Raw genomic sequence first — 25,241 nt, 5'->3', positions numbered from 1 at the left:
GCCTTCGCGCTGGTCCCGAAACCTGTCAGCCAAGACTTACGCATGGCGGGATCGACTGTCAATCCGGGCCGATCCGCCTCTGGCCGCCGCCTCTCACGTTGCCGAATGACAGTTGACGGCTCATTCCTTCACCTGTCAGTCTCCGCTTACACATGAAGCATTGAGTCGTAAAGGCGGGGATGGTCATGAGGAAGCGATCGGTCACGGTGCGCGTGGCCCGGTGGAGCGCACTGCACCCGTGGCGGGCGGTCATCGGCTGGCTGGTGTTCGTGGTGCTCTGCCTGGGGGGCGGGATCGCCGCGGGCATGAACAGCGCGACGTCGGAGGACTTCCGCGTCGGCGAGGCGGGCCGGGCCGAGGCCCTGGCGACCGATGGCGGCATCCCGCTGCGGTCCACGGAACACGTGCTGATCCGCGCCGCGTCGGGCTCGATGAGCAGGCCCGGCCCGCTGGACGAGGCGGCTGCCGCCACCGCGGTCAAGGACATCACCGCCCGGATGAAGGCGCTGCCCGAGGTCGCCTCGGTCAAGGCCCCGGTGCCCTCGGCCGACGGACGAGTCCTGCGGATCCCGGTGGAGCTCACCGGAACCGAGCAGGACGACCAGGAGAGGGTCCCGCCGCTCCAGGACCAGACCGCGGCGGCCGCGAAGGCCCACCCGGGCCTGGTGATCGAGGAGACCGGTGACGCCTCCGTGAGCAAGGGCGTCGACGACCAGCGCAACAAGGACCTGCAGTTCTCCGAGGCGATCACGCTGCCCATCACGCTGATCACGCTGGCCGTGGTCTTCGGCTCGGTCGTCATGGTCGGCGTACCGCTGCTGCTCGCCGTCACCTCGATCATGGCGACGATGGGCCTGGCGATGGTCGCCTCGCACCTGCTGCCCGACACCGGCGTCGGAATGAGCATGATCCTGCTGATCGGCATGGCCGTCGGCGTCGACTACACGCTCTTCTACCTCAAGCGCGAACGCGAGGAGCGGGCCCGCGCGGGCGGCCGCCTCACCTCGGAGGCGCTGGTCGAGGCCGCCGCGGCGACGGCGGGCCGCGCGATCGTGGTCTCCGGACTCGCGGTGATCGTCTCCACCACGGCGCTCTTCCTGGCCCGTGACGTCATCTTCGACTCGCTCGCCACGGGCACGATCCTGGTCGTCGCCGTGGCCGTGGTCAGCTCGGTGACGGTGCTGCCCGCGCTCCTGGTCAAGCTCGGCCGCCGGACGGAGCGGCGCACGGCGAAGCGGGTCGCACGGGGCAAGCCGGTCCGGACGTACGGCGAGAAGAAGCCCGGGCGCGCCTGGAGCCTGCTGCTCGCCCCCGCCCGCAAGCGCCCCGCGCTCACCCTCGGCCTCTCGGTCCTCGTGATGCTGGGGCTCGCGCTGCCCGCACTGGACATGAACCTCAAGAACCCGGCGCGCGACAGCTTCTCGCGTGACATTGCGGCGATGCAGGGGTACGACCGGCTGCTCGAGGCCTTCCCCGAGCAGCGGGTGCGGCACCTGGTCGTGGTGCGGGCCGAGGCCTCGCAGGCCGACGACGTACGGGCGGCGCTGGGGGAGCTGGACCGCAAGGCGTATGCGGACCCGCTCTTCATGCGCCCGGCTGACCGGGACTCCTCCGGTACTCCGCTTGTCCGCTCCTCTGAGGACCGGAGGACCACAACACTGGAACTCAACGTTCCGCACCCGACGTACTCGAAGAAGGCTGAAGACTCACTCGACCACCTCCGCCACACCTACCTGCCCGCGACCGTCGGCAAGCTGTCCGGCGTGGAGACGGCCGTCACCGGCGAGGTGCCGCGCGGCGTCGACTACGTAGGACATCAGAACGACAAACTGCCGCTCGTCCTCGGCTTCCTGCTCCTGATGACCTTCGTCATGACGGTCTTCGCGTTCCGCTCGGTCGTCCTCGGACTGCTCGGTGTCGTCCTCAACCTGCTCTCCGTCGGCTCCGCGCTCGGCGTGCTCGTCCTCGTCTTCCAGGGCGACTGGGCGGAGGAGTTGCTCTCCTTCATCTCGCTCGGCGGAATCTCCTCGCGCGTGCCGCTCTTCCTCTTCGTGATCCTCTTCGGGCTCTCGATGGACTACCAGGTCTTCGTGGTCAGCCGGATCCGCGAAGCAGCCCTGAACGGCGTGCCCACGCGCCGGGCGGTCATCGACGGCATCACGTCGTCCGCCAAGGTCGTCACCAGCGCGGCGATCGTCATGGTCACCGTCTTCGCGAGCTTCGTGATGCTGCACATCCTGGAGATGAAGCAGATGGGCCTCGTCCTCGCGGTGGCCGTCCTGCTCGACGCGTTCGTGATCCGCGTCATGATCCTGCCCGCCGCGCTGCTCCTGCTGGGCCGCGCCGCCTGGTGGCCGTCCGGCGCGATCCGGCGCGCGGAGGCGCGGGCCGCGGAGGCACGCGCCGTCCAGGACCACCCCGCCCTTCCGGAGCCGCACCCCGCCTCTCTGGAGCCGCGCCCCGCCCCTTCGCAGACGCATCCCGCCCATTAGCCGGAGGCACTCCCCGCCCTTTGGCCGAAGGCGCCCCCGTCCTCCCTCCGCAGGCGCGCCCCGCCCATTCGGCGGGGCGCAGGATCGCACAAGGCAGATAAGCGGAGCAGTTGGGGGTGGTGGGTGGGCGCGCCCCCATTCGAACGCTTACGATCCTCTCCGTGTCCAAACTGACCGACGTGCCCAAACGGATCCTCATCGGGCGCGCACTGCGCAGTGATCGGCTCGGAGAAACGCTCCTGCCGAAGCGCATCGCACTCCCCGTCTTCGCGTCCGACCCGCTCTCGTCTGTGGCGTACGCGCCGGGAGAGGTCCTTCTCGTCCTCTCCATCGCGGGTGTGTCGGCCTACCACTTCAGCCCCTGGATCGCCGTCGCGGTCGTCGTGCTGATGTTCACGGTCGTTGCGTCCTACCGGCAGAACGTGCGCGAGTACCCGAGTGGTGGTGGCGACTACGAGGTCGCCAACACCAACCTCGGCCCGAGAGCCGGCCTCACGGTCGCGAGCGCCCTGCTCGTCGACTACGTCCTGACCGTGGCCGTGTCGATCTCCTCGGGCATCGAGAACCTCGGGTCCGCGGTGCCGTTCGTGGTCGAGCACAAGGTGCTCTGCGCGGTGGCGGTGATCGTGCTCCTCACCCTGATGAACCTGAGAGGCGTGAAGGAGTCCGGGAAGCTCTTCGCCATCCCGACGTACGTCTTCGTGGCAGGCGTCTTCATCATGATCGCGTGGGGCGCCTTCCGGGGCATCGTCCTCGGCGACGACATGGCGTCGCCCACCGCCGACTACGAGATCAAGCCCGAGCACCAGGGCCTGGCGGGCTTCGCGCTGATCTTCCTGCTCCTGCGGGCCTTCTCCTCCGGCTGTGCGGCGCTCACCGGCGTCGAGGCGATCAGCAACGGCGTCCCGGCGTTCCGCAAGCCGAAGTCGAAGAACGCCGCGACGACGCTCGCGCTCATGGGCGGCCTGGCCGTCACCATGTTCTGCGGCATCATCGGCCTCGCCATGGCGACCAACGTCCACATGGCAGAGAAGCCCGCGAAGGACCTGATCCACAACGGCGTCCCCGTCGGCAGCGACTACGTCCAGAACCCGGTGATCTCCCAGGTCGCCGAGGCGGTCTTCGGACACGGCAGCTTCCTGTTCATGATCCTGGCGGCCGCCACCGCGCTGGTCCTCTTCCTCGCGGCCAACACCGCGTACAACGGCTTCCCGCTGCTCGGCTCGATCCTGGCGCAGGACCGCTACCTGCCGCGCCAGCTGCACACCCGCGGCGACCGCCTCGCGTTCTCCAACGGCATCGTGCTGCTCGCGGGCGCCGCGGCCCTGCTCGTCGTCATCTACGGCGCGGACTCGACCCGGCTGATCCAGCTCTACATCGTCGGCGTCTTCGTCTCCTTCACGCTCAGCCAGATCGGCATGGTCCGGCACTGGAACCGCCATCTGGCCAAGGAGAAGGACCAGAACAAGCGCCGCCACATGGTCCGCTCCCGCGCGATCAACACCTTCGGCGCCTTCTTCACGGGCCTCGTCCTGGTCGTCGTCCTGGTCACCAAGTTCACGCACGGCGCCTGGGTCGCGCTGCTCGGCATGTGCATCTTCTACGTGACGATGACGGCGATCCGCCGCCACTACGACCGCGTGGCCGAGGAGATCGCCGCCCCGGAGACCCCGAACGACGACAGCATGCGCCCCTCCCGGGTGCACTCGATCGTCCTGGTCTCCAAGATCCACCGCCCGACGCTGCGGGCCCTGGCCTACGCGAAGCTGATGCGCTCCAACACGCTGGAAGCCCTCAGCATCAACGTCGACCCGGCGGAGACCAAGGCCCTCAAGGAGGAGTGGGAGCGGCGCGGCATCACGGTCCCCCTGAAGGTCCTCGACTCGCCGTACCGAGAGATCACCCGCCCGATCATCGAGTACGTCAAGAACCTGCGCAGGGAGAGCCCGCGCGACATCGTCAGCGTGATCATCCCCGAGTACGTGGTGGGCCACTGGTACGAGCACCTGCTCCACAACCAGAGCGCCCTGCGCCTCAAGGGCCGCCTGCTCTTCACCCCCGGCGTGATGGTGACGTCCGTCCCCTACCAGCTCGACTCCTCCGAGGCCGCGAAGAAGCGGGCCCGCAGGCGTTCGGAGTGGAACGCGCCGGGTGCGGTGCGGCGGGGACCGGTGGAGAAGCCGAGGCGCCCCAAGGAGCAGAACAAGAAGGAACCGAGCAAGAAGGAACCGAGCAAGAAGGGCTGACCCGCCCCTGGGCCCTCGGCCTCCCGGCTCCATCTCCATGGCGAGCGGCCGGACAACACCCACGTAGACTGGTGGGCTGTAGTCCGGCCGTTCCCCTTTTACATTTACGTACTGGAGTCACCCCGCCATGCAGGCAGAACCGAAGAAAACGCAGGCGGGGAACTCGTCGGCGGACGCCTCCGAGGCGAGCGTCTCGCTGGTCGGCCAGGAGTACGAGGTCGAGATCGGCCCCGTCGCGCACGGCGGCCACTGCATCGCCCGTACGGACGAGGGCCAGGTGCTCTTCGTACGGCACGCGCTGCCCGGCGAGAAGGTCGTCGCCCGCGTGACCGAGGGCGAGGAGGGCGCACGCTTCCTCCGGGCCGACGCGGTCACGATCCTGGACCCCTCCAAGGACCGCGTCGAGGCCCCCTGCCCCTACGCGGGCCCCGGCCGCTGCGGCGGCTGCGACTGGCAGCACGCGAAGCCGGGCGCGCAGCGCCGCCTCAAGGGCGAGGTCATCGCCGAGCAGCTCCAGCGCCTGGCCGGGCTCACCCCCGAGGAGGCGGGCTGGGACGGCACGGTCATGCCCGCGGAGGGCGACAAGCTTCCGGCGGGCGAGGTCCCGGCCTGGCGCACGCGCGTCCAGTACGCGGTGGACGCCTCGACCGGCAAGGCGGGCCTGCGCCGCCACCGCTCGCACGAGGTCGAGCCGGTCGAGCACTGCATGATCGCGGCCGAGGGCGTCTCGGAGCTCGGCATCGAGCAGCGCGACTGGTCGGGCATGGCGACGGTCGAGGCGATCGCGGCATCGGGCTCCCAGGACCGCCAGGTGATCCTGTCCCCGAAGCCGGGCGCACGCCTCCCGATCGTGGAGCTGGACAAGCCGGTGTCGGTGATGCGCGTCGGCGAGAAGGACGGCGGAACGCACCGCGTCCACGGCCGCCCCTTCGTCCGCGAACGCGCCGACGGCCGCACCTACCGCGTCGGCAGCGGCGGCTTCTGGCAGGTCCACCCGAAGGCGGCGGACACCTTGATGCTCGCCGTCATGCAGGGCCTGACCCCGCGCAAGGGCGACACGGCCCTGGACCTCTACTGCGGCGTGGGCCTCTTCGCGGGCGCGCTGGCCGACCGCGTCGGCGAGAAGGGCGCGGTGCTCGGCATCGAGTCCGGCAAGCGCGCGGTGGAGGACGCCCGCCACAACCTGGCGTCCTTCGACCGCGTCCGCATCGAACAGGGCAAGGTCGACTCGGTCCTCCCGCGCACGGGCATCACCGAGGCCGACCTGATCGTCCTGGACCCGCCGCGCGCGGGCGCGGGCAAGCAGACGGTGAAGCACCTGGCGGGCCTGGGCGCGCGACGCATCGCGTACGTGGCGTGCGACCCGGCGGCGCTGGCGCGGGACATCGGGTACTTCCGTGAGGGCGGGTATCGGGTGCGGTCGCTTCGGGCGTTCGATCTGTTCCCGATGACGCATCATGTGGAGTGTGTCGCGATCCTTGAACCGGCCGCGAAGGGCTCCTGACCTGCGGTTTCGTGCGTGCGCATTATGTGCGATGTGGGCGTTACGGGCGATACCTTGACGCTGAAATGACGCTCGTGACGCCCATTTGACGCTCGTTCTGATGGGGTGTCAGGAAATCTGTCGAGCAGGTCAGGGATGTCGGGGGTTGCGTATATCGATGGGTCTGGAGAGAGTGCGACGCTGCTGAGCGTCGATCGACTGAGTCCTGCTCGCCAGATGTCTCGCGCCACTTGCGGAACCATGACTCGCTCACGCCCAGAGAGCGGTACGAGACGCTGTACGGGACGCCGTGCTCGGTCTTGTTGTCGCTGACCACCGCGGCCGGGCACGCCGCAGCTACTTCACCCACAGGGCCATGCAGCGTTGGAGGAATGGCGCTCCATCACCAGCTCCTTGTTCACCTTCCCCAACGCCGCGTTCTCCGCCGTCAGTCGGGCGATCAGCTCGTGCCTGTCCTCGGACGTATGCTTCCCGGCCCGCATCGCCCGCGAGATCCAGCTCGCCAGGGTCGTCTCGTTGACCCCAGGTCCTTCGCGACCTTGGGGACCGGCTTGCCGGACTCCGTCACTATCCGTACCGCCCCTCACGAAACTCCGCCGTGAACTTGCGACGCTTCTCTGCCATGACAACTAACATCCCCTGCCTCGATAGGGTGTTGACGATCTGAGGCATTGACAGGGGTGGATCGTGAGCAAACTGCACGTGGGGTACGTCCGCAAGGCGATCGAGGACCGATTCACCGGTCTCATCGACATGTCGGACCAGGCGCGGCTATCGGAGGCCAGCCGCCATCAGGCGTTCCTGAGCCGCGGTCTTGCCGCGCTCGCCGCGCAGATCGAGCACCCGTGCAGCGACCGGGTAGCCGCTGCGAGGGTCTTCGACGGGCAGGACGATCAGGGCCTTGACTCGATCGCGGTGGACTTCGGCGCCACACGTTCCCGGATCTGTCTGGTGCAGGCGAAGTGGAGCGATCAGAACAGGGGCGGCTTCGGCGAGGCCGAGGTGCATAAGATGTTCCACGGTCTGGAGTTGATGCTCGACCGGAACTTCGGCCGATTCAACCGCCGCTTCCAGCCGTTCGTCCCCGACATCGAACGGGCCTACGACTCCGGCACCCCGAAGATCGCTCTGGTGCTCGCCCTGATGCGCGAGGCGCCGCTCAGCGACGGCGTACGCGAGCTGATCAAGATGAAGCAGGACGAGCAGAACCAGGTCGTCCGCGACATGGTCGAAGTCAAGGTCCTCGACCTGCGCGACTTCCACCGCGCGATTCTCGGCGACTCCGCCGCACCAAAGATTGACACCAAGGTGCAACTGGAGTGCTTCGGCCAGGAGTCGACACCGTACAAGGCGATGTACGGCACTATGACCGTCCCCGCCCTCGCCGACCTCTACGAGGAGCACCGGCGCGGCCTCTTCGCCCGGAACATCCGCGACTCCCTCGACGAGAGCGACGTCAACTCCAAGATCAGGGAGACCCTGCGGGAGGAGCCCGAGCACTTCTGGTACTTCAGCAACGGCATCACCATGCTGTGCGAGGCGATCCAGCCGATCGGCCGGGCGCTGCCCGGCAAGGTGGGCAACTTCCAGCTGTCCGGCGTCAGCGTGGTCAACGGCGCGCAGACGGTGAGTGCCATCTACCGGGCCTTCACCGAGGACACAGGCGCGGCGCAGGACGGCCGGGTCCTGGTGCGCCTGATCTCCTTGGAAGACTGCCCGCCAGGCTTCGGCGACCAGGTGACCACCACAACGAACACGCAGAACCCGATCGAGGAGCGCGACTTCAAGTCGCTTGACCCCGGCCAGGTCAGACTTCGCGACGACTTCGCCATGCTCCTCAAGCGCAGTTACGTCATCAAGCGCGGCGAGACGGTCCCCGACCCAGCACACGGCTGCTCCATTACCGAGGCTGCCGAGGCGCTCGCGGCCGTCAGCCCGAACGCCCGGCTCGCAGCCGTGGCCAAGCGTGACGACAACCTCGCCGGGCTGTGGGAGGACCGCAACTACCAGGAGACCTTCGGCCCCGAACCGAACGTCTTCAAGGTCTGGCGCAGTGTCGAGCTGCTCCGTGAGGTCCGGGCGCAGCTGCAGCTCCTGCGCGAGGGGCTGGTCTGGCGCGCCGACGCGGCGGCCTTCTACGGCGACCTCCTGGTCACTCACATCGTTTACCGCCGCCTGGACACCCGGGCCATCGAGGACCCGGAGTGCGACTGGGCGACGGAGCTCGCCAAGGTGCCCGGCCTGGTCCGTGACTCCCTGTCCTGGGTGCTCGACGCAATCGACAACGAGTACGGCACGTCCAGCCACATCATCGCCGCCGTCCGGAACACGGAACGGATCGAGCGAGTGGTACGTGCGGCCCTGCGCAAGCTCGACTCCGAGGACGAGGCGCCGGCGCTCAACGAGGACTATCGGGTAGCTACGGCCGAGGCTCGGGGACGGAAGGTGAACGCAGTGACGACCTTGGTCGCCGCCGGCGAGATTGAGGAGGGCACGGTTCTGGAGTTTCGCCCGTACAGCAAGCCGGAGCGCCGCGAGATGACTGAGTGGCTGGCGGCGGATCCGCGGCGGGCCCAGGCGACGTGGAGCAACGAGGCAGGGCGTAACCCCTTGCAGTGGCACGCCGACGACGAGTGGTACTCGCCCAGTGGCCTCGCGCGGAAGATGCGCTTCGAGGCGTCCGGGGTGGACAGCTCGACGCAGGGCACGATCCGGTGGTTCGTGCCGGGTCAGGGGTCGCTGGACGAGCTGGCACTGGCGGTGCGGTTGCGGGAGGGCAACGAGCCGACGGAGAAGTGAGCGCGGCCAGAGGGGGAAGGGGCTGGGGGTGCCGCTGGCCCAGCCTCGTCATCCGCTTCCGCTCAGGCGTTGTCAGTGCTCCCTTGTAGGGTCCGGGGACACTGAACTGCGCTCCGGCCAGGCGGAACGCGCCTTGGGAGGCGGCCCTGGGGCCGTAGGATCACAGATGGCAACTGTCTGTGTTAGCGCACGCAAGGACCGCCCCGGGGCGCAGGCCCCTAGCCGCACCACCGAGCACAGGAAAGTAGCAACACGCCGATGGAGGAACTGACCTTGGACCTGGACATCCCGCAGCGGCCAAAGGAGGACGCGGAGCCTGTCGCGGAGGGCTCCGAGCCCAAGGTCACGGCCCTCAAGGAGGGCCAGGTTGTCGACTACATCTCCGGCGATGCGATCCCGGAAACGGCGAAGGAGAAGGTCCGGCAGCGGATCGCCCGAGCCCTGGTGCACGAGCACGGCATCGACCCCGGCGACATGCAGCGCGACTTCTCCGTCACGGTCAGTGAGGAGGGCGCCAAGCGGAAGCGGAGCAAGAAGGCCGACATCGCGATCTTCGAGTCCGGCGCCCCGCACACCACGGCGAACCTGCGGCGGGTCGTGATCTGCAAGCAGGAGCCCAAGCGCGGGAAGAACGTCGTCAAGCTCCGAGAGCCCGACCAGGCCCGGAAGGACCTGGAGGAGCTCCAGGAACTGATGGGCAACGAGGACCGCCCGCAGTGCGCGGACGGCATGTGGACCGACGGTGTCGACTTCTTCTTTCTCAAGAAGGTGGTTGGCGACTTCGGCGCCGACTTCGAGGACCGCAGCGACTGGGAGGTCGCCGACGGCACCCTCGGCAGCCGCACCGTCGCCTCGCACCAGCGGCTGCGCCAGGCCGACCCTGAGATGCTCAAGATTGCCTTCCGGCGCTGCCACAACTACATCCACGGCAACGAGGGCATGCCGAAGGACGCCGCTTTCTGGCAGTTCCTCTACCTGCTCTTCGCTAAGATGTACGACGAGCGGGTCAGCCACGGCTCCGTGCACGGCCGGTTCCGCACCGGTCTGAAGGAGATGTTCGACGCGAACGGCCGGGCGGCCATCAGCCAGCGCGTCAAGCTGCTCTTCGAAGACGTCAAGACCGAGTACAAGGACGTATTCAAACCCGCGGACGAGATCACTCTCTCCGACCGGGCGCTCGCCTTCATCGTCAGCGAGCTCGCCCCGTACGACCTGATCGGCACGGACGTCGACGCCAAAGGCCTCGCCTATCAGGAGCTCGTCGGCACCAACCTGCGTGGTGACCGCGGCCAGTACTTCACCCCGCGCGGCGCGGTCAACCTGATGGTCGAGATGCTCGACCCGAAGGAGGACGAGACCGTCCTCGACCCGACCTGTGGCACCGGTGGCTTCCTCCAGGCCACCCTCAAGCACCTGCACCACACCTGGAAGAAGGAGGCAGGCACGCTCGGCTTCCCGGACACGGAGGAGGAGCGGGAGCGGTACGGCGACAAGCTTAAGGAGTTCGCGGACGAGCACCTGTTCGGCTCCGACTTCGACCCGTTCCTGGTGCGTGCGACGACCATGGCGATCATGACGCTCGCGCAGACCACGGGGAACGTCTTCCACATGGACTCGCTCGCCTTCCCGCGGGGACACCTCTCGGGTGTGGAGGCGGCGAAGAAGAAGATCCCGCTCGACAAGCCCACCGTGGACGTACTCCTGACCAACCCGCCCTTCGGCGCGGACATCCCGGTCAGCGATGAGTCGGTGCTCGGCTCGTTCCGTAACGGGATCGCTCGGTCGTGGGGCCGCAACAAGGAGACCGGCGAGGTCGAAGCAAGCACGACCAGCGTGCCGTCGAGCATGGCACCGGAGCAGTTGTTCATCCAGCGAGCCATCGAGTGGGTCAAGCCGGGCGGACGGATCGGAATCGTCCTGCCGAACGGCATCCTGTCGAACCCGGGGCCGACGGACGAGGCGATCCGCCGGTACGTCCTGCGGAACTGCTGGGTTCTCGCAAGCGTCGAGCTGCCGGTGGAGACGTTCGTTGTCGACGCCAACGTCAACATCCTCACCTCGCTCCTCTTCCTGAAGCGCAAGACCCGGCAGGAGATCCAAAACCACGACCTCGGGACAGAGAAGGCGTACCCCGTCTTCATGGCCGTCGCAGAGAAGGTCGGCTTCGATCGGCGCGGCAACGACCTCTACAAGCGCGAGCCCAACGGGGAGATCGTGGTGGAGACGGAGGTTGTCATGGAGCGGCTCCGGATCCGGGGCAAGGAGGTGACCCGTCCGCTGACCCGAAGCAAGAAGGTCATCGACAACGACCTGCCGGTGATCGCGGAGGAGTACCGGGAGTTCCGGGCCAATTACCCAGTGCCGGGTGTGGACCCGCGCTCGGTGGATGCGGCAGGGACGGTGGCCGGGGCGTGAAGGTCGCAGAGCTGTCCAATCCGGTGAAGTCCGACTGGTTCGCGGACCAGGGACTTCGGCTGGATGCCTCGCCGTATGTGGCGGGGTCGATGAAGACGAAGAAGCTGCTGGAGCAGTTGCCGAGGACGCAGCCGCTAGCGAGTCTGACGGCGGGGCACAAGGGCGGAATTTTCAGCGGGCCCATGTTCCGGCGGGTCTTCCTTACCGATCCTAAGCACAGCGTGCCGTTCATCGGCACCAAGGACATGATGGCGGCCGACCTGACCGGGTTGCCCCGGCTGCGTAAGTCGGATGCGGAATCGCCAGCCCTGTCGTATCTCCAGCTCAAGCCTGGAATGACCTTGATCTCGCGCTCAGGATTTAACGCAGGAAGGCGGGCGTACGTCCGGCCCGACATGGGTGATTACTGGGCCTCGGAGGACATTGTCAAGGTCGAGCCCGATCCGGAGAAGATCAAATCCGGATATCTGTACGCTTTCCTGCTCAGCAAGTACGGCGAGTCGCTCGTGCGAGGGTCGGTGTACGGCTCGGCCGTGAAGCACGTCGAGCCGCACCACATCGCGGGGCTGCCGGTGCCGCGATTGGAAACGAAGCTCGAGGGTCAGATCCACGACCTGGTGGAAGAGTGCGCGCGGCTGCGCGCGGAGTTCCAGTCGTCCTCGGTCAGCGCGACGAAAGACCTTTTCACGAGTGTGGGGCTGCCGGAGCTGATCGATGTCGGATGGCATCAGCAGGAGCGGGACCTCGGGTTCAAGGTCGATGGGCTGAGCCCTGATTCCCTTCGGGCACTTAACTATTCTCCGCGGGCCCAAAATCTGGCACGACGGCTGAGCTCGGTGCCTGGAGAGTCGTTCGGGGAAGTGTGCACAGAATCCAGCTTGAAAATCGGGTCGCGATTCAAGAGGATCGACGTTGATTCCGCAAATGGCATTCGCCTACTCGGGCAGCGGCAAGTATTTTGGCTCCGCCCGGAAGGGCGGTGGATTAGCGCTGCTCAAGCGCCTAGTAATTCAAGCCTTCCGGATGAAACAATCCTAATTGCCGGACGTGGAACTCTTGGCGAAAGTGAGGTATACGGCCGTGCGATTTTCGTCACCGGATCTTGGTTGACGAATGCCTACAGTCAAGATTTCGTGCGGGTTTCGAGTGGGAATTCTGAAATTCCAGGAGCCTATCTTTTCGCGTTCTTCCGTTCTGCTGTGGCCTTCAGGCTGCTTCGTGCCATGAGCTATGGCGGAAAGCAACAAGGTTTCCTACCCAGTAAGCTCCAAGAGCTTCGCATCCCCCTCGCCCCCCCGGCCGACCGTGAGCGCATCGCCGCTATCGTCCGCCACGCCTATAAATGCCGCGACCAAGCCGACGTCCTAGAAGATCGGGCCCTCGCGCTGCTCACCACCGCCATCGAGGAGGCCGCCAGCTGATGAGTGCCAGGATCGTTGCTGTTGGGGAGGCCGTCAACGATGCCGAGCGGAGGGTGATCGCGCACCTGCGTGATCACGCCCCCGACGACTGGACGGTCCTGCACTCCGTCGAGATTCCGTACAACCGGAACGAACTGTTCGAGGTCGACCTCGTTGTGGTCACCGGGCACGCCGTGTACGTCATCGACGTCAAGGGCACCCGGGGCCGCATCGAGGTCGACGGCGGCCGTTGGCAGCCCTCTCACCGGGCGCCGTTCCGTTCCCCGCTGCCGAAGCTGCGCGGACACGCCAAGCAGATGAAGACGCTCCTGGAGACGGCCCACCGTCCGTTGTCCCGGCTCTACACGGACGCCCTCGTCGTCCTGCCCGCACCCGATGCCCTGCTCGTCGACCGGACACCCCACCAGCACGACGCCCGTGACACCGTCACCCTCCCGGACCTGATCGGCCGGCTCGCGGACGTGAGCCGCGTACCCACCTCGACCAACCGCTTCGACACGGACGTCTCCGCACACCACGAGCTGATCGTGCGTGCGGTGCAGGGTTCGTCCCGGCCGCCGTCGGGCCCCATGCGGTTCGGTAGCTGGGAAGTGATCGAGCGGCTGAGCGAGACGGGCCCGGAGGAGGGCGACGACGTCCACCGCGAGTACCGGGCGAAGAACGCCCTTGCGGTGCAGGGGTCGGGCACGGTCCGGCTCTCCGTCCGCAGGGCCGATCCGTACGCGCCGGAGGCCGAGCGGCTCCAGCAGCAGAAGCGGATCGGCATCGCGTACGAGGCGCTCGGCAAGTTGCCCTCGCATCCGAACATCGTCGGAGTGCGGGACTTTTTCGCCGACGAGGACAAGGACTCCTTCGTCACCGTCTACGACGACGTTCCGGGGCATGCCCTCGCCCTGCACCTGAACGGGGCCGCAGACCCGCTGACCGCCGACGCGAAGCTGCGGACGATCCGTCACATGCTGATGGGCCTGGCCCACGCGCACAGCCGCCTGATCGCGCACCGCGAGCTGAACCCATCCACCGTGCTGATTGCGCAGGACGGCCGGGCGACGCTGACCGGTTTCGAGTACGCGAAGACCGCGCAGCGCCGCGCCCACACGGTCATGCGGGAGGCGTACCAGGTCGCCGATCGCGCGTATCTGGCGCCCGAGTGCCATGCCGACCCGGCGGCGATGGGCATGAAGTCGGACATCTACGCGGTCGGTGTCATCGGGTTCCAGCTCCTCACCGGTGAGCTGCCGTTCACCTCCGCCACCGAGCAGGCCGACGCGGCAGGGCGGCTCCCTGCGCAGGTCCTCGAAGCCGCCGAGGTCCGCGTCGAGCTGGCCCACTGGTTGCAGAAGTTGTGCGCGACGGCTCCGGACGACCGGCCGACCGCCGTGGAGGCGCTGCGCCGCCTGGACCTGGTGATGGGAGCACGGAGGGCTCCGGCCCGGCGTATCGGCTCCTCGGCCGCAGTTCACCCGGCTCCTCCTCCGGCCTCCGCCGGGCAGCCCGTGCAGGACGGTCCGCGGGGCCCGGAGTTCTACCGTGACCTGCCGGCCGACCACCAGCTCGGTACGAAGTATCTGGTGCGCCACCGTCTCGGCCGTCCCGGCTCGTTCGGTGTGGCCTACCGGGTGTACGACACGATAAGGAGTGTCGACCGGGCGGTGAAACTAGTCCTGCGGGACCGGGACTCTGTCCTGGAGCGGCTGCGCCGCGAGGCGGGCGTCCTGGACCGGCTGCAGAACGCCCCGCACCCCAATGTGGTGTCGATGGTGGACGCGGACCGGCTGATGCCGCCGGACGAGTACCCATACCTGGTCTTCGAGTTCGTCGACGGCAAGGACGTCGCCGAAGTGATCCGTGGCGGCCGGATGGGCGCGGCGGACGTGCTGCGGCTCGCGATCGACACCGCGCGCGGGCTGCGTCACATCCACGAGCGCGGGGTGTGGCACTGCGACATCAAGCCGAGCAATCTGCTGTGGACCGACGACGGCGTCAAGCTGATCGACTTCGGGATCTCCAAGACCTCCGACTCCTCCGAGGGGCACAGCTACACCAGCCCCCGGTACAGCCCGCCGGACCTGGACCAGGTGCCCGCCGACGCCTCCGGCTACACCGACCGCGACCTGTTCGGCCTCGGCGTCACGCTGTACGAGGCGCTGACCGGCGGGCAGTACCCGTGGGAGGGAGTCGGGCGGCCCTCGCCCGGTGTGCCGCCGGTGGACCCGCGCACCGCGTTCAGCGGTTTCGGTGATCTGGCGCCCGGTTTCGCCGAGATCATGCTGCGCGCGATCTCCCCGTACCGGGCGGAGCGCTTCTCCACGGCCGAGGAACTGCTGCGCGCATTGGAGGCGCTGGAATCCGCGCGCGTCACCCCCGGACCGCTACCACCGGCTGTGGCCCCGTCGTCCTCGTCCGACCGGTCCGAACAGCCCCCGGCGCCATCGTCGGAACCGGGCTCCGGCCAGGAGCCGCAGGAGCCCGAGCCGAACACCAACCCGTTCGTGGTCCACCTCCAAACGCTGTACAGCCAGAGCCGCCGCAGCAACCGCGGCACCCGCGGCCTCGACCCGCACACGATGTCCGTGTACGTCGAGACGGCCCTGGACCGGGAGCTCGTGCCCGCACTGCGGGAAGGCCGGCACGCGCTGGTCGTGGTGACCGGTAACGCGGGCGACGGCAAGACGGCCTTCCTGGAGCGATTTGAACGCCAGGCGCACGAGCTTGGGGCCGAGTTCGGGCCCCGCCGGGCCAACGGCAGCGACTTCAGCCTGGAGGGGCATCGGTTCCGCACCAACCATGACGGCAGTCAAGACGAGGGTGAGATCAGCGGCGACGACGTACTGGACGAGTTCTTTGCCCCCTTCGCCGGGGCTGACGCATCGGCGTGGCAGGTCGCGGGGGAAACCCGGTTGATCGCCATTAACGAGGGGCGTCTGGTCGACTTCCTCAGCCACCACCACGACCGCTTCCCGCACCTTGCCAAGGTGGCCAACCTCGGCCTGGCGGGCCGGGACACCGGGCAGGCCGTCGCCGTTGTCAACCTCAACGCACGCGACGTCGCGGCTCGTTCCCTCGACGCCGACGGCGAACCGCAGAACGGCGAATCGCTCCTGGAGCGCATGCTCGACCGGATGACACACGACCGGTTCTGGGAGGACTGCGAGCGCTGCGACCTGGCCGCCACCTGCTACGCCCGGCACAACGCCCAGACCTTCCAGCACCCCGCCGCCGGTCCGCAGGCAGCGCGTCGTCTGCGCCGCCTTTACGAAGTGACCCAGCTGCGCGGAAGGCTCCACATCACCCTGCGCGATCTGCGCTCCGCGCTCGCCTACACCCTCACCTCGGGCCGCGACTGTGCAGAGATCCACCAGCTATACGCGGCCGGTTCCGGTCAGGAGATCCTGGACAGCTTCTACTTCTCCGCCCACCTCGGCGCCCCGGCCGCCGCCGATGGCAGTCCGCGCGAGCGGGACCGACTGCTGACCCTGCTGCGCGAGGCCGATGTGGCGGCGCTCCCGCAGCCGCAGCTCGACCGTCGTCTGGACTACGCCGGGCTCCTGGAGGACCGGGCGCTGGTCGCGGTCGACGGGCGTGGTGACCGTGATCGCGTACTGCTGCGCGGCGCGTTCGAGCAGCTCGGCCGGTCGGTCACCGAACGCGTCTCCCAGGCCGCGGCCCACCGCCACTACGTGGACGCGGCCCGCCGCCTGCTCTACTTCGAACTCCACGACGAGGATCGTGCGGAGCGGATGCTGCCGTACCCGTCGGTGCTGAACTTCATGGCGCTGTTGTCCAGCGCAACGCAGACGGGCACCAAGGATCGGGATCGGATCCTGCGGGCGCTCAACCGTGGTGAGGGACTTGTGGCACCCGAGCGGATCGGCGACGCCCTCGCGCTGAAGGTGCGCGACGTACCTGGCGGCACCATCCGTACCTTCCGCCGCTTTCCCGCAGAAGGGTTCCGGCTCGAACCAGGTAACGCGGCGGCCTCGCCGTACATCGAGTCGGGGCGCACCTCGCTGCGGCTGAGCTACCGGGATCCGGCCGGCAGCCAGGGCGGCACGGCCGAACTCGACATCCGGCTCGACCTGTTCGAGCTTCTCCAGAGGTTCGAGCGCGGCTACCGGCCGTCCGTGACCGACCTGCAAGGGCAGCAGCTCGCCCTCGCCGTGTTCAAGAACCGGCTGGCGGCCGTGCCATACCAGGAGATCCTGCTCACTACACACGGACACGACCTGCGACGGATCCACCGCACTGAGGACTCTGTCCTGCACATGGAAGAACTGACAGCACGGTCCGGCGACGACCACAGCGGGGCGGACGGCGACGGTCCGGCTGTCGTGGGCACTGCGGTCGGCATCGCACGGGACGCCGCGAGGGCGGAGGAGACGACATGGCGCTGAGCGGTTCCTTGGGGACGTTTCACCACCCCGGCATCAGCCGGCTCGACTACAAGACACTGGACATGGACCGTGTCCTGACCGGGCTGCTCGCGCGTCTGTGGCATCAGGGCATGCCCAGCAAGATCAACCGCTCCAACGAGCTCAAGGTCGACGTCTTCGTCAAGCTGTTCCTGGACCACCCGGAAGTCTTCGATGGCTTCGACCGGGAGACCACCACCCGGTGGGCCTCCACCCATCTCCTCGACATGGTCAACCGGGGCAGGGCCACCGAGGCTGTGGCTGGCCCCAGGCCGCTGCACGGTCTCACGTACCGGTTCCGCAACAAGCGCAAGTCCCGCCCGTACGGGGCCGACGAGCAGCTGTACGAGATGCTCGCCACCGACGAGGGGGTCTTGGACCAGCTCCGCGAGTTCTTCTTCTCCGACGTCGACCGCGCCACTGCGGAGATCACCCCGGGGACGGACACCGACGTGGAGACCCAGGCGCTGCTCCACCTGGTGGAACAGGCGGGTGGACAGATGCGGGACCGGGCCGACACCACCCGCCCCCGCACCCCCTACCCCGCCCTGTGCGCCGAACCGGCCCGCCAGCTGTGCCGGGACGTACTGCGGCTGCTTTACCACCAGGACCACATGCCCCGGACCGTGCTCGTGGATTACCTGAAGATCCTCTTCGCCTTTCACCTGGCCCTTTACCATCTGCGGATGATGAAGCTGCTGCCCGCCGTGATCGAGGCCGGATCGGCGCCCGCCACCTGCCGGACCGGGCATCAGGACACGCCTACGGCGGACCGCTGCCCGCACCGCGTCCGACTCTTCGTCGACGTCGAGGGTGTGCCCGGCACCCCGGCGGCCGCGCTCGCCGAGCGCAGCGCCAGCATTTGGTACGGGCGGATCACACGTTTCGTCCAGGCGACCTATCAGATCAAGAAGCTCGACGAGTTCTCCGAGGACCTCGTCAAGAGCCAGAAGCTGACCCCGCCCGTCGGCCGGAACTACTTCACCCCGGCCGAGGTCCTGCGGCGCCTCTCCACCCATCCCAAGGAACGCGAGGCGTTCTTCCTCCAGCGCGCCACCCGCGTACGGGACGAGGAGAAGGACCTTCCCTCGGAGCTGAAGCAGATCACCCAGCTCGGGCTCAACGCCTTCGACGAGTACATCGAGATGCTGATGCACTACAAGGGGAGCTACTACCGCAGCTACTTCATCGACTGCCTCGACTCGATGCTGCTCAAGCACCGGCCCGGTGCCCTGCTCGCCCAGCCTCGCGGCAGACGCGACAGCGCCGTCCGGCGATTCGTCCTGGACGCACGCCTGCTCGAAGTGCTTCTCCAGGTGTCGCTCCTGAGGGAGGGCGACGACGACACCGGCAATCTGCGCACCGCACCCATGCGTGTGGACGAGTTCCTCACTCTCCTGCGCGAACGGTACGGACTCCACATCGACCAGCTGCCGGACGGCGACGGCTTTTCCGGCGCCCACCTGGACAACCAGGCCGCACTGCGGGCCAACGCGGCGGCCTTCCTCAACCGACTGCGCGAGATCGGCTACTACCAGGACATGTCGGATGCCTATCTGACGCAGACCATCACCCCCCGGTACACCATCGGGGCTGCGACGACGGGGGCGACGGCCTGATGAGCAGCACCAGTACCGGTCTTGCGGAGCCCACCGCGAAGGACCTCCGCGAAGCCCTCGAAGGCGTCCTCGTCCCGCGCCTCGCCAAGCTGGTCGGCGAGAGGGGAGCCGGGCACTGCATGCGGGTCACCGAGGTGGAGACCGAACTCGCGGTCTCGCTGGTCCGCCGGCTTCGGGGAGCACTCGGGCCAGCCGCCACGGTCTGCGTCCTGGGCACCGCCGAAGACCTCGCTCCCGAACAGCCGCACCACGACACCGTCGTCACCAGCACCAAACTGGTCGAACTCCGCAACCGCACCGAAGGTGACGACGGGAACGGGAACAGCCTGCCCGGACCACTCCTCGTCTTCGTCCCTCCGGGCGCTCGGGTCAGCGCCGAGGACTCCTTCGGTATCGCGACCTTCGAGGAAGTACCCCTCAGCGACGCCTACGCGCAGCTGGCCGACCACCTTCTCGACCAAGTACCGGACCGGCTGCGGCCCGGCGTCGACGAGCTGCTCGCCGTACTCCGTGACCGGCCCGGACACGGGACGGGCGACCGGGCCGTCGCCCTGTACCTGCTGACGCTCCGGACCAACGACTACCGCGACCAGGTCGCGGGGGCCGCTGTCTACCATTTCGGCCTCGTACCCGACTTCGAGCTGTACGCCGACCCGTCGCTCGTCAAGGATCGGGCCGAGCGGAACCGCAAGCTGGTCGACAAACTCACCATCTCCAGCCGCTCGGAGCGCCAACGCGTCCTCGATCTGGGGCTGACCGACGCGGACTTCGCCGGCAAGCTCGCGGGATTCGCCACCCGCTGCGGCCTGGAGGACCCGGCGACATGGACCCGCCGTATCGTCGTCGACCGGGAGAACTGGACTCTCTCCTTTGGGAACTGGCGCGTCGACGAACGGCGCCGCGCCTCCGTCTCCATCGAGGTACGCGAACTCGGTCTGCCTGCCGCCGGAGACAACGCCGAGGAGCTACAGGCCCACCCGGCACTCGAAGCCATCGTGGGGCAGCCCTACCTGCTCGCCGGGGACAAGGGCGTCCGCGACCTCACACCCCGGTTCACCATCAAACCGTCCCCGCTCAAGGTGGAGGGTCTTGACCGCTTCCGCGTGGAGATCGTCTCGGAGAGCGGCGGGCCAATCGGTCGGATCGCCCACGTCACCAGGGGGACGCGGGCCAAGCCCGATTACAAGGCGCCGCTGCGCCGCCTGAACAAGATTGACTGGCAGGAAGGGTGGCACTACGTCAGAATCACCCCGCTCGACGCCTCCGGTGACGCTCTCGATATCGCCCCTGGTGCGCACGGGCTGCCCGGGGGCGAGAGCGAACGATTCTACGTCGTCCCCGAGGGAGAGGTCGAGGAGCCACCGGAGCGTAGCGCCGGGCGCTACGACGGCATCACCCAAGCGCTGCGATCACTGCAATTCGAGGCGCTGGCCGCCGGGGACGATCCGGCCCGTGTCACGCTGACGGACGTCCGTTGGAAGTCCACTTCGGCGCGCAGCCCCCTGCGCGTCCTCAACGCCCGCATCCACACGGCGGGAAGCGCAGAGATCCGGCTCTCCCCGCTGCTCGTGCAACTCCAGCAGGACCTACTCGCCCGCCCTCATGACACTTCCCTGCGCCGACTAGTACTGCGCCTCGACGGTATTAGCGAGGCCCCGGAGGGGAACGAGGAGGACCTGTCCCTCGCCCTGACCGGGCGGGCCGCCGAGGCTTACGACCGCTTTCTCGCGACGCGCCACGCCTATTTCGCCGCCCTGTGCGGCCAGGCGGGAGACCCGGCCGATACCGATCAGCTCCTGGTCAGCGAGGCTATCGACTTTGAGGTGGTCCGGGACGAACTGGTCACCTACACCGAGGCGTACGCGGAACTGGTGGAAGCCCAGTCGCTTCAGGCCGAGCGGGCCGGTGACGGCACCCGGGGCGCCGCGCTGGTGGCGCTGGCCCGCATCCAGCAGACCGACTGCGCGGCCGTCACCCTTACTGACGGTCTCGGCGGGCGCGACACCGTCCTGCTCGTCTCCCCGACGCACCCCCTCCGCGCACTCTGGCTGGCGACCTGGTCGGCCTTGGGCAGGGACTGGGCCGCGCGCCTCGCCGGCGAGGAAAAGCGACGGGTCATCGCCACCCGCGACTCCTTCCTCCAAGCCCTCTCGCCTTTGGGCTTCCCGTTCGCCGTCCCGCGCCAGGACGGCAGGCTCATGACGGCCGCTGACAACCTCACCCCGTACTGGGCTGCCTACCTGCCCAGCGAGACCGCCGATCCCCGTGGCCTGCTTGGCCGACTCACCACCGCGCTGCACCTCCCGGCCGTCGGGCCCCGCGCCGCAGGCGGATCCGGTGCGTTGTCCGGTACGGCGCTCGCCGACCGGATCGAGCGGTACGTACGTCTCCACCCGTACGTCCGCACCCTGGTCATGAACATCGTCAACGCCGGCCGGGCCGAGATCGTCACCGACGCCCTTCTTGAGCTGCAGCGCCGCACCCCCACCCGGGACCTCACCTACGACATTCGGCTGTGCGTGTCCGACCCGGAAGCCCCCGAGTCCGGTGCGGCGCTGGGTGAACTGATCAGCGCACAGAGTCAGTTCACCTCCACCGAGGCGGAGGCGTTCCTGCACGCCGCGGAAGGCACCCGGAGCGCGAAACTCGTCTACTCCGTTCGCTCGGTGGAGGAGTTCAGCGAACCCGGAGCCGAGTTCGACGCCCATCTGACCGTGCTCATCGACGCCTTTGGCGGGGAACAGCACGGTTCCGTCACACGCCACGACATAGCGCACGCCCCGGTCCACGGCCTGGTTCAGCCGACGTCCTCCACGTACGAGGACAACGAGCAGCAGATCGTGTGGCGGACTATGCCACGCCACGGCGTCGCTCTGCCCGCCGAGGACGCGGAGGACCTTGCCACTCTCCTGGGCCGGCTACCCGGACTCCTCGCCGGCGCTGCGGCCAACGTCGCCACCGCGGGACAGGCGCCGCGCCATGTGCCGTGCACCGTCCTTTCCCTGGACAACACTGACCGGGCCCTGCTCTACCAGGCCCACGAGGTCGGCGACTGGGTCGTCACCATCGACAGGACCCTCGGCCTGGAGTACTTCGACCACGCCGGACAACGTGACCGACCCGAGTACGTCATCGACTACGCGCCCTCGCTGGACAGCGGTCTCGGCCACCAGATCATGGTCAGTTCGAACTCGGTCGACGAACTGCGTGCCCTGCTCGGGCCGACTGCCCAGCAGCATGGCCTCGACGTCGAACAGCGCCACCTCAACACCTTCTTCGAGCAACTGCGCCTGCTCTCCGGCAACCTCGCCTTCAAGCTGGCCTCCACCGCCCCCACACAGCGCACCGAAGTACTCGGCCTCGCCCTGGCCCGCCTCTACCTGGACTACCAGGACGCCCTGAACAACCAGATCATCGTCCCCCTGGACGCCCACCCCGAGCTGTACGCCGAAGTCCGCCGCCAGGCCCGGGAACTGGGCGACGCCCTCACCTTCCAGCGCAGTGACCTCGCCCTGTTCCACCTAGACGCGCGGACCCGGACCATCACCTGCCGCCTCGTCGAGGTCAAGTGCTACACCGCGCTCGACGACATCGGCGCATACCAGCGCCTCAAAGCCAAGGTCACCCAGCAGCTCGGACGGAGCCAGACCGTGCTCACCGAGTCCTTCGACCCGGGCCACACCTCCCCGGACCGGGTGGACCGGCCGGTCAAGAACCTGGCACTCGGCTCCCTGCTCCGCTTCTACCTAGAGCGGGCGGCACGCCACGGGACCATGGGGCAAGCCCCCAGGAAGGCGGCCCACGCCCTGCTTGACAACCTTGATGACGGCTACGCCCTCCACTTCACCCGCAGCGGCCTGATCTTCGACCTCGCCCGCGAGGGAACCGACCGCGAACTCGACGACGAGGTGGAGTTCCACCGCATCGGTAGAGATCTGATCACCGAGCTGATCAATGCGATTCCCACTGTTCGGCCGGGTGTACCCGTGCCCACGGACCTAGCCGTTGAGGAGCAGGAGGAGGACGGAGCGGTCACCGCTCCCACCCTGGCACTGTCGCAGTTGGCTGTGCCACGGCTCTCCGATGCCGAATTCCGGGCACCTGACGTACAAGACGAGCGGGATGCCCAAGATACTCAGGAGGAAGACTGCGGGCAGGCCGGTGGAGGCAAGGCAGTGACCCTCCTCGACACGGACGAGGTCGCGAACGGCAACGAGACCACGCCACTCACCGCACCTGAGCGTGCGGGCCGTGAGACAGGTCCGGCCCAGTCCGTGGCAAATTTGACCGTGCCTGGTGCCGACGTGGAGGGGGCGGACCCGGCGTCTCCTTCTTCGGAAGGAACCTCATCGGCTGCTTCTCCTCCGGGCGGTACCGGAAATCCGCTGCGGACGGGCACCGTCGCTGAAAGTCAGGGCTTCCATGAGTCGCCGACTATCGATGCCCAGCCCACCTCTGTCACACCGGGATCGGCTTCACCAGGGGGCCTCCCCGAGATCTTCCTCGGCGTCACCCGCCCCTCCCTGCAACACGGTGTACTCGGCGAGGTAGCCGGCCGGAAAGTCGCGGTCGATCTCGACGAAACCCACACCATCAGCCTCTTTGGCGTACAAGGAGGCGGCAAGAGCTACACCCTGGGCAGCATCATCGAGATGGCTTCGCTGCCCGCCCCGCCGGTCAACGAACTTCCCCGCCCTCTCGCGACCGTGGTGTTCCACTACAGCCGCACCATGGACTACGCACCGGAGTTCACTTCCATGGCGCGCCCAAATGTTGACCAAGCGCAGCTCCAGGTCCTGAAGGAGCGCTACGGAGCCGAACCCCAAGCGCTGTCGGACGTGCTGCTGCTTGCCCCCGCCGACCAAGTCGCCGACCGGCGACGGGAATTTCCCGGTATCGACGTCCAGCCGCTCGCCTTCTCCTCCGCCGAACTCCAGGCATCCCACTGGCGCTTCCTCATGGGAGCGGTTGGTAACCAGTCAACGTACATCCGGCAGCTGACTCGCATCATGAAGTCGAACCGCAACAACCTGAATCTCGGCGTCATCCGGCAGGGCGTGGCCGATTCCGGTATGCCCGACCACGTTAAGCAACTGGCCCAGGAGCGGCTCAATCTCGCCGAGGACTACATCGACGACAATGCCCGGCTCACCAGCCTCATCCGGCCCGGCCGACTGATCATTGTTGACCTCCGCGACGAGTACATCGAGAAGGACGAAGCACTCGGTCTTTTTGTCGTCCTGATGCAGCTCTTCGCTGAGGCGCGCAGCGGGGACGAACACTTCAACAAGCTGGTCGTCTTCGACGAAGCGCACAAGTACATCGACAGCCCGGACCTGGTCGCCGGCCTAGTCGAGACCGTCCGCGAGATGCGCCACAAGGGAATGAGCATCTTGGTCGCCAGCCAGGACCCGCCCTCTGTACCGATCTCCCTAATCGAACTCTCCGACCACGTCATCCTGCACAAGTTCACCTCGCCGGCCTGGTTGAAACACCTCCAAAAGGCGAACAGCGCCTTTGCTAGTCTGCGCTCTGAGCAGATGGCGCAGCTTCAGCCCGGCGAGGCGTATGTGTGGGCGAGTAAGGCCACTGACCCGGCGTTCACTCACGGAGCCGTCCGCATGCGATGCCGTCCTCGGGTGACCCGGCATGGCGGAGGGACGAAGACGGCAACAGGCGGACAATAAGCTGTCAGCACGTTGTCCAGAATCGGATCAGCCCGGCCCGCGCGAAGAAGTCCGCCGCGGAGGCGGAGAACGAGAAGTTGCGGCATCAGGTGGAGCGGCTGGAGGGCGGCCTGCCACGGAGCAAGGCCGCCCTCCAGATGATGGCAACAGCTTCGCGCTCTTGGGAATGATCTCTGAGAGCGTGACTGAAGCCTGCTGTCGGCGCTGTCGTGGGCAGTGCGTTCACCGGCCTTGGACGCCACGTCCGCGGAGTGGTTCAACGCGTACATCGCTTACTGTAAACATGAGTATCGGCACTCGGACATCGGCTGGCACACCCTCATAGGCGCCGACCCGTGCCGACAACACTCTCCAGTGGGTCCTCTTAATGGGACATCCGCCCACCTGGCGAATCGTCAACCGAACGCTGGCCACAGCACGGCTCCCGTCGAGCATGCCGTCGCATGCCTGCAGGCAAGGCGAACTTCAGCGAGCCTCGGTGCAGCCCGAATTCAACGTACCAATCGAGCAGGCGCTTAGAAGGCACCTGCTCTGTCTTCGTACTTCCTGGCCGCCAAGGTGCAGGTATGGGTAGGTTCGCGCAGATTCGCCAACAGCAGACACATTGAGTCCCATACGGACTGGATTAACTCGGCGAAGGAAGCAA

9 protein-coding genes are annotated in these 25,241 nt (G+C 67.6%); all 9 read left to right on the top strand.

From position 1 onward, the window contains the following. The first annotated feature begins 185 nt into the window (after nt 1–185). A complete protein-coding gene (locus ABZV77_RS03595; protein ID WP_356249816.1) occupies nt 186–2,492 on the top strand; it encodes an MMPL family transporter in 2,307 nt (768 codons plus the stop codon). 161 nt (nt 2,493–2,653) lie between these two features. Continuing rightward, nucleotides 2,654–4,738, top strand: coding sequence for an APC family permease (locus ABZV77_RS03590; RefSeq protein WP_356249814.1), 2,085 nt, complete (start codon nt 2,654–2,656; stop codon nt 4,736–4,738). A 127-nt stretch (nt 4,739–4,865) separates the two neighbouring features. Next, nucleotides 4,866–6,242 carry a class I SAM-dependent RNA methyltransferase gene (locus tag ABZV77_RS03585; protein WP_356249812.1) on the top strand — a complete coding sequence of 459 codons (1,377 nt, stop codon included), beginning with the start codon at nt 4,866–4,868 and terminating at the stop codon, nt 6,240–6,242. Nucleotides 6,243–6,929: 687 nt separating this feature from the next. Beyond that, nucleotides 6,930–9,041, top strand: coding sequence for an AIPR family protein (locus tag ABZV77_RS03580; protein WP_356249810.1), 2,112 nt, complete (start codon nt 6,930–6,932; stop codon nt 9,039–9,041). 258 nt (nt 9,042–9,299) lie between these two features. Then, complete coding sequence (locus tag ABZV77_RS03575) at nt 9,300–11,456, top strand: N-6 DNA methylase (RefSeq protein ID WP_356249808.1); 2,157 nt, start codon at nt 9,300–9,302, stop codon at nt 11,454–11,456. Continuing rightward, on the top strand, nt 11,453–12,877 hold the full coding sequence (locus ABZV77_RS03570; protein WP_356249806.1) for a restriction endonuclease subunit S: 1,425 nt from the start codon (nt 11,453–11,455) through the stop codon (nt 12,875–12,877). Before ABZV77_RS03575 ends, ABZV77_RS03570 begins: the two co-directional genes overlap by 4 nt. After that, the gene (locus ABZV77_RS03565) at nt 12,877–17,271 is read left to right on the top strand and encodes a protein kinase (protein WP_356249804.1); all 4,395 of its coding nucleotides are present in this window, start codon (nt 12,877–12,879) and stop codon (nt 17,269–17,271) included. The genes ABZV77_RS03570 and ABZV77_RS03565 overlap by 1 nt, the downstream gene beginning before the upstream one ends. Next, nucleotides 17,262–18,908, top strand: coding sequence for a hypothetical protein (locus ABZV77_RS03560; protein WP_356249802.1), 1,647 nt, complete (start codon nt 17,262–17,264; stop codon nt 18,906–18,908). Before ABZV77_RS03565 ends, ABZV77_RS03560 begins: the two co-directional genes overlap by 10 nt. Then, nucleotides 18,908–24,595, top strand: a complete 5,688-nt coding sequence (locus ABZV77_RS03555; protein ID WP_356249800.1) for a hypothetical protein — start codon at nt 18,908–18,910, stop codon at nt 24,593–24,595. The genes ABZV77_RS03560 and ABZV77_RS03555 overlap by 1 nt, the downstream gene beginning before the upstream one ends. Nucleotides 24,596–25,241 lie beyond the last annotated feature (646 nt).

Source organism: Streptomyces sp. NPDC004732 (assembly GCF_040609235.1).
Classification (GTDB): Bacteria; Actinomycetota; Actinomycetes; order Streptomycetales; family Streptomycetaceae; genus Streptomyces.
Note: the sequence above shows the minus strand (reverse complement) of the source record. Positions and strands in the feature narration are given on the sequence as shown.

What these genes read in the sequence shown, in the direction of transcription:
- ABZV77_RS03595 (WP_356249816.1), top strand. Translation starts at nt 186, where the DNA reads ATGAGGAAGCGATCGGTCACGGTGCGCGTGGCCCGGTGGAGCGCACTG.
- ABZV77_RS03585 (WP_356249812.1), top strand. Translation starts at nt 4,866, where the DNA reads ATGCAGGCAGAACCGAAGAAAACGCAGGCGGGGAACTCGTCGGCGGAC.
- ABZV77_RS03575 (WP_356249808.1), top strand. Translation starts at nt 9,300, where the DNA reads ATGGAGGAACTGACCTTGGACCTGGACATCCCGCAGCGGCCAAAGGAG.
- ABZV77_RS03565 (WP_356249804.1), top strand. Translation starts at nt 12,877, where the DNA reads ATGAGTGCCAGGATCGTTGCTGTTGGGGAGGCCGTCAACGATGCCGAG.
- ABZV77_RS03560 (WP_356249802.1), top strand. Translation starts at nt 17,262, where the DNA reads ATGGCGCTGAGCGGTTCCTTGGGGACGTTTCACCACCCCGGCATCAGC.
- ABZV77_RS03555 (WP_356249800.1), top strand. Translation starts at nt 18,908, where the DNA reads ATGAGCAGCACCAGTACCGGTCTTGCGGAGCCCACCGCGAAGGACCTC.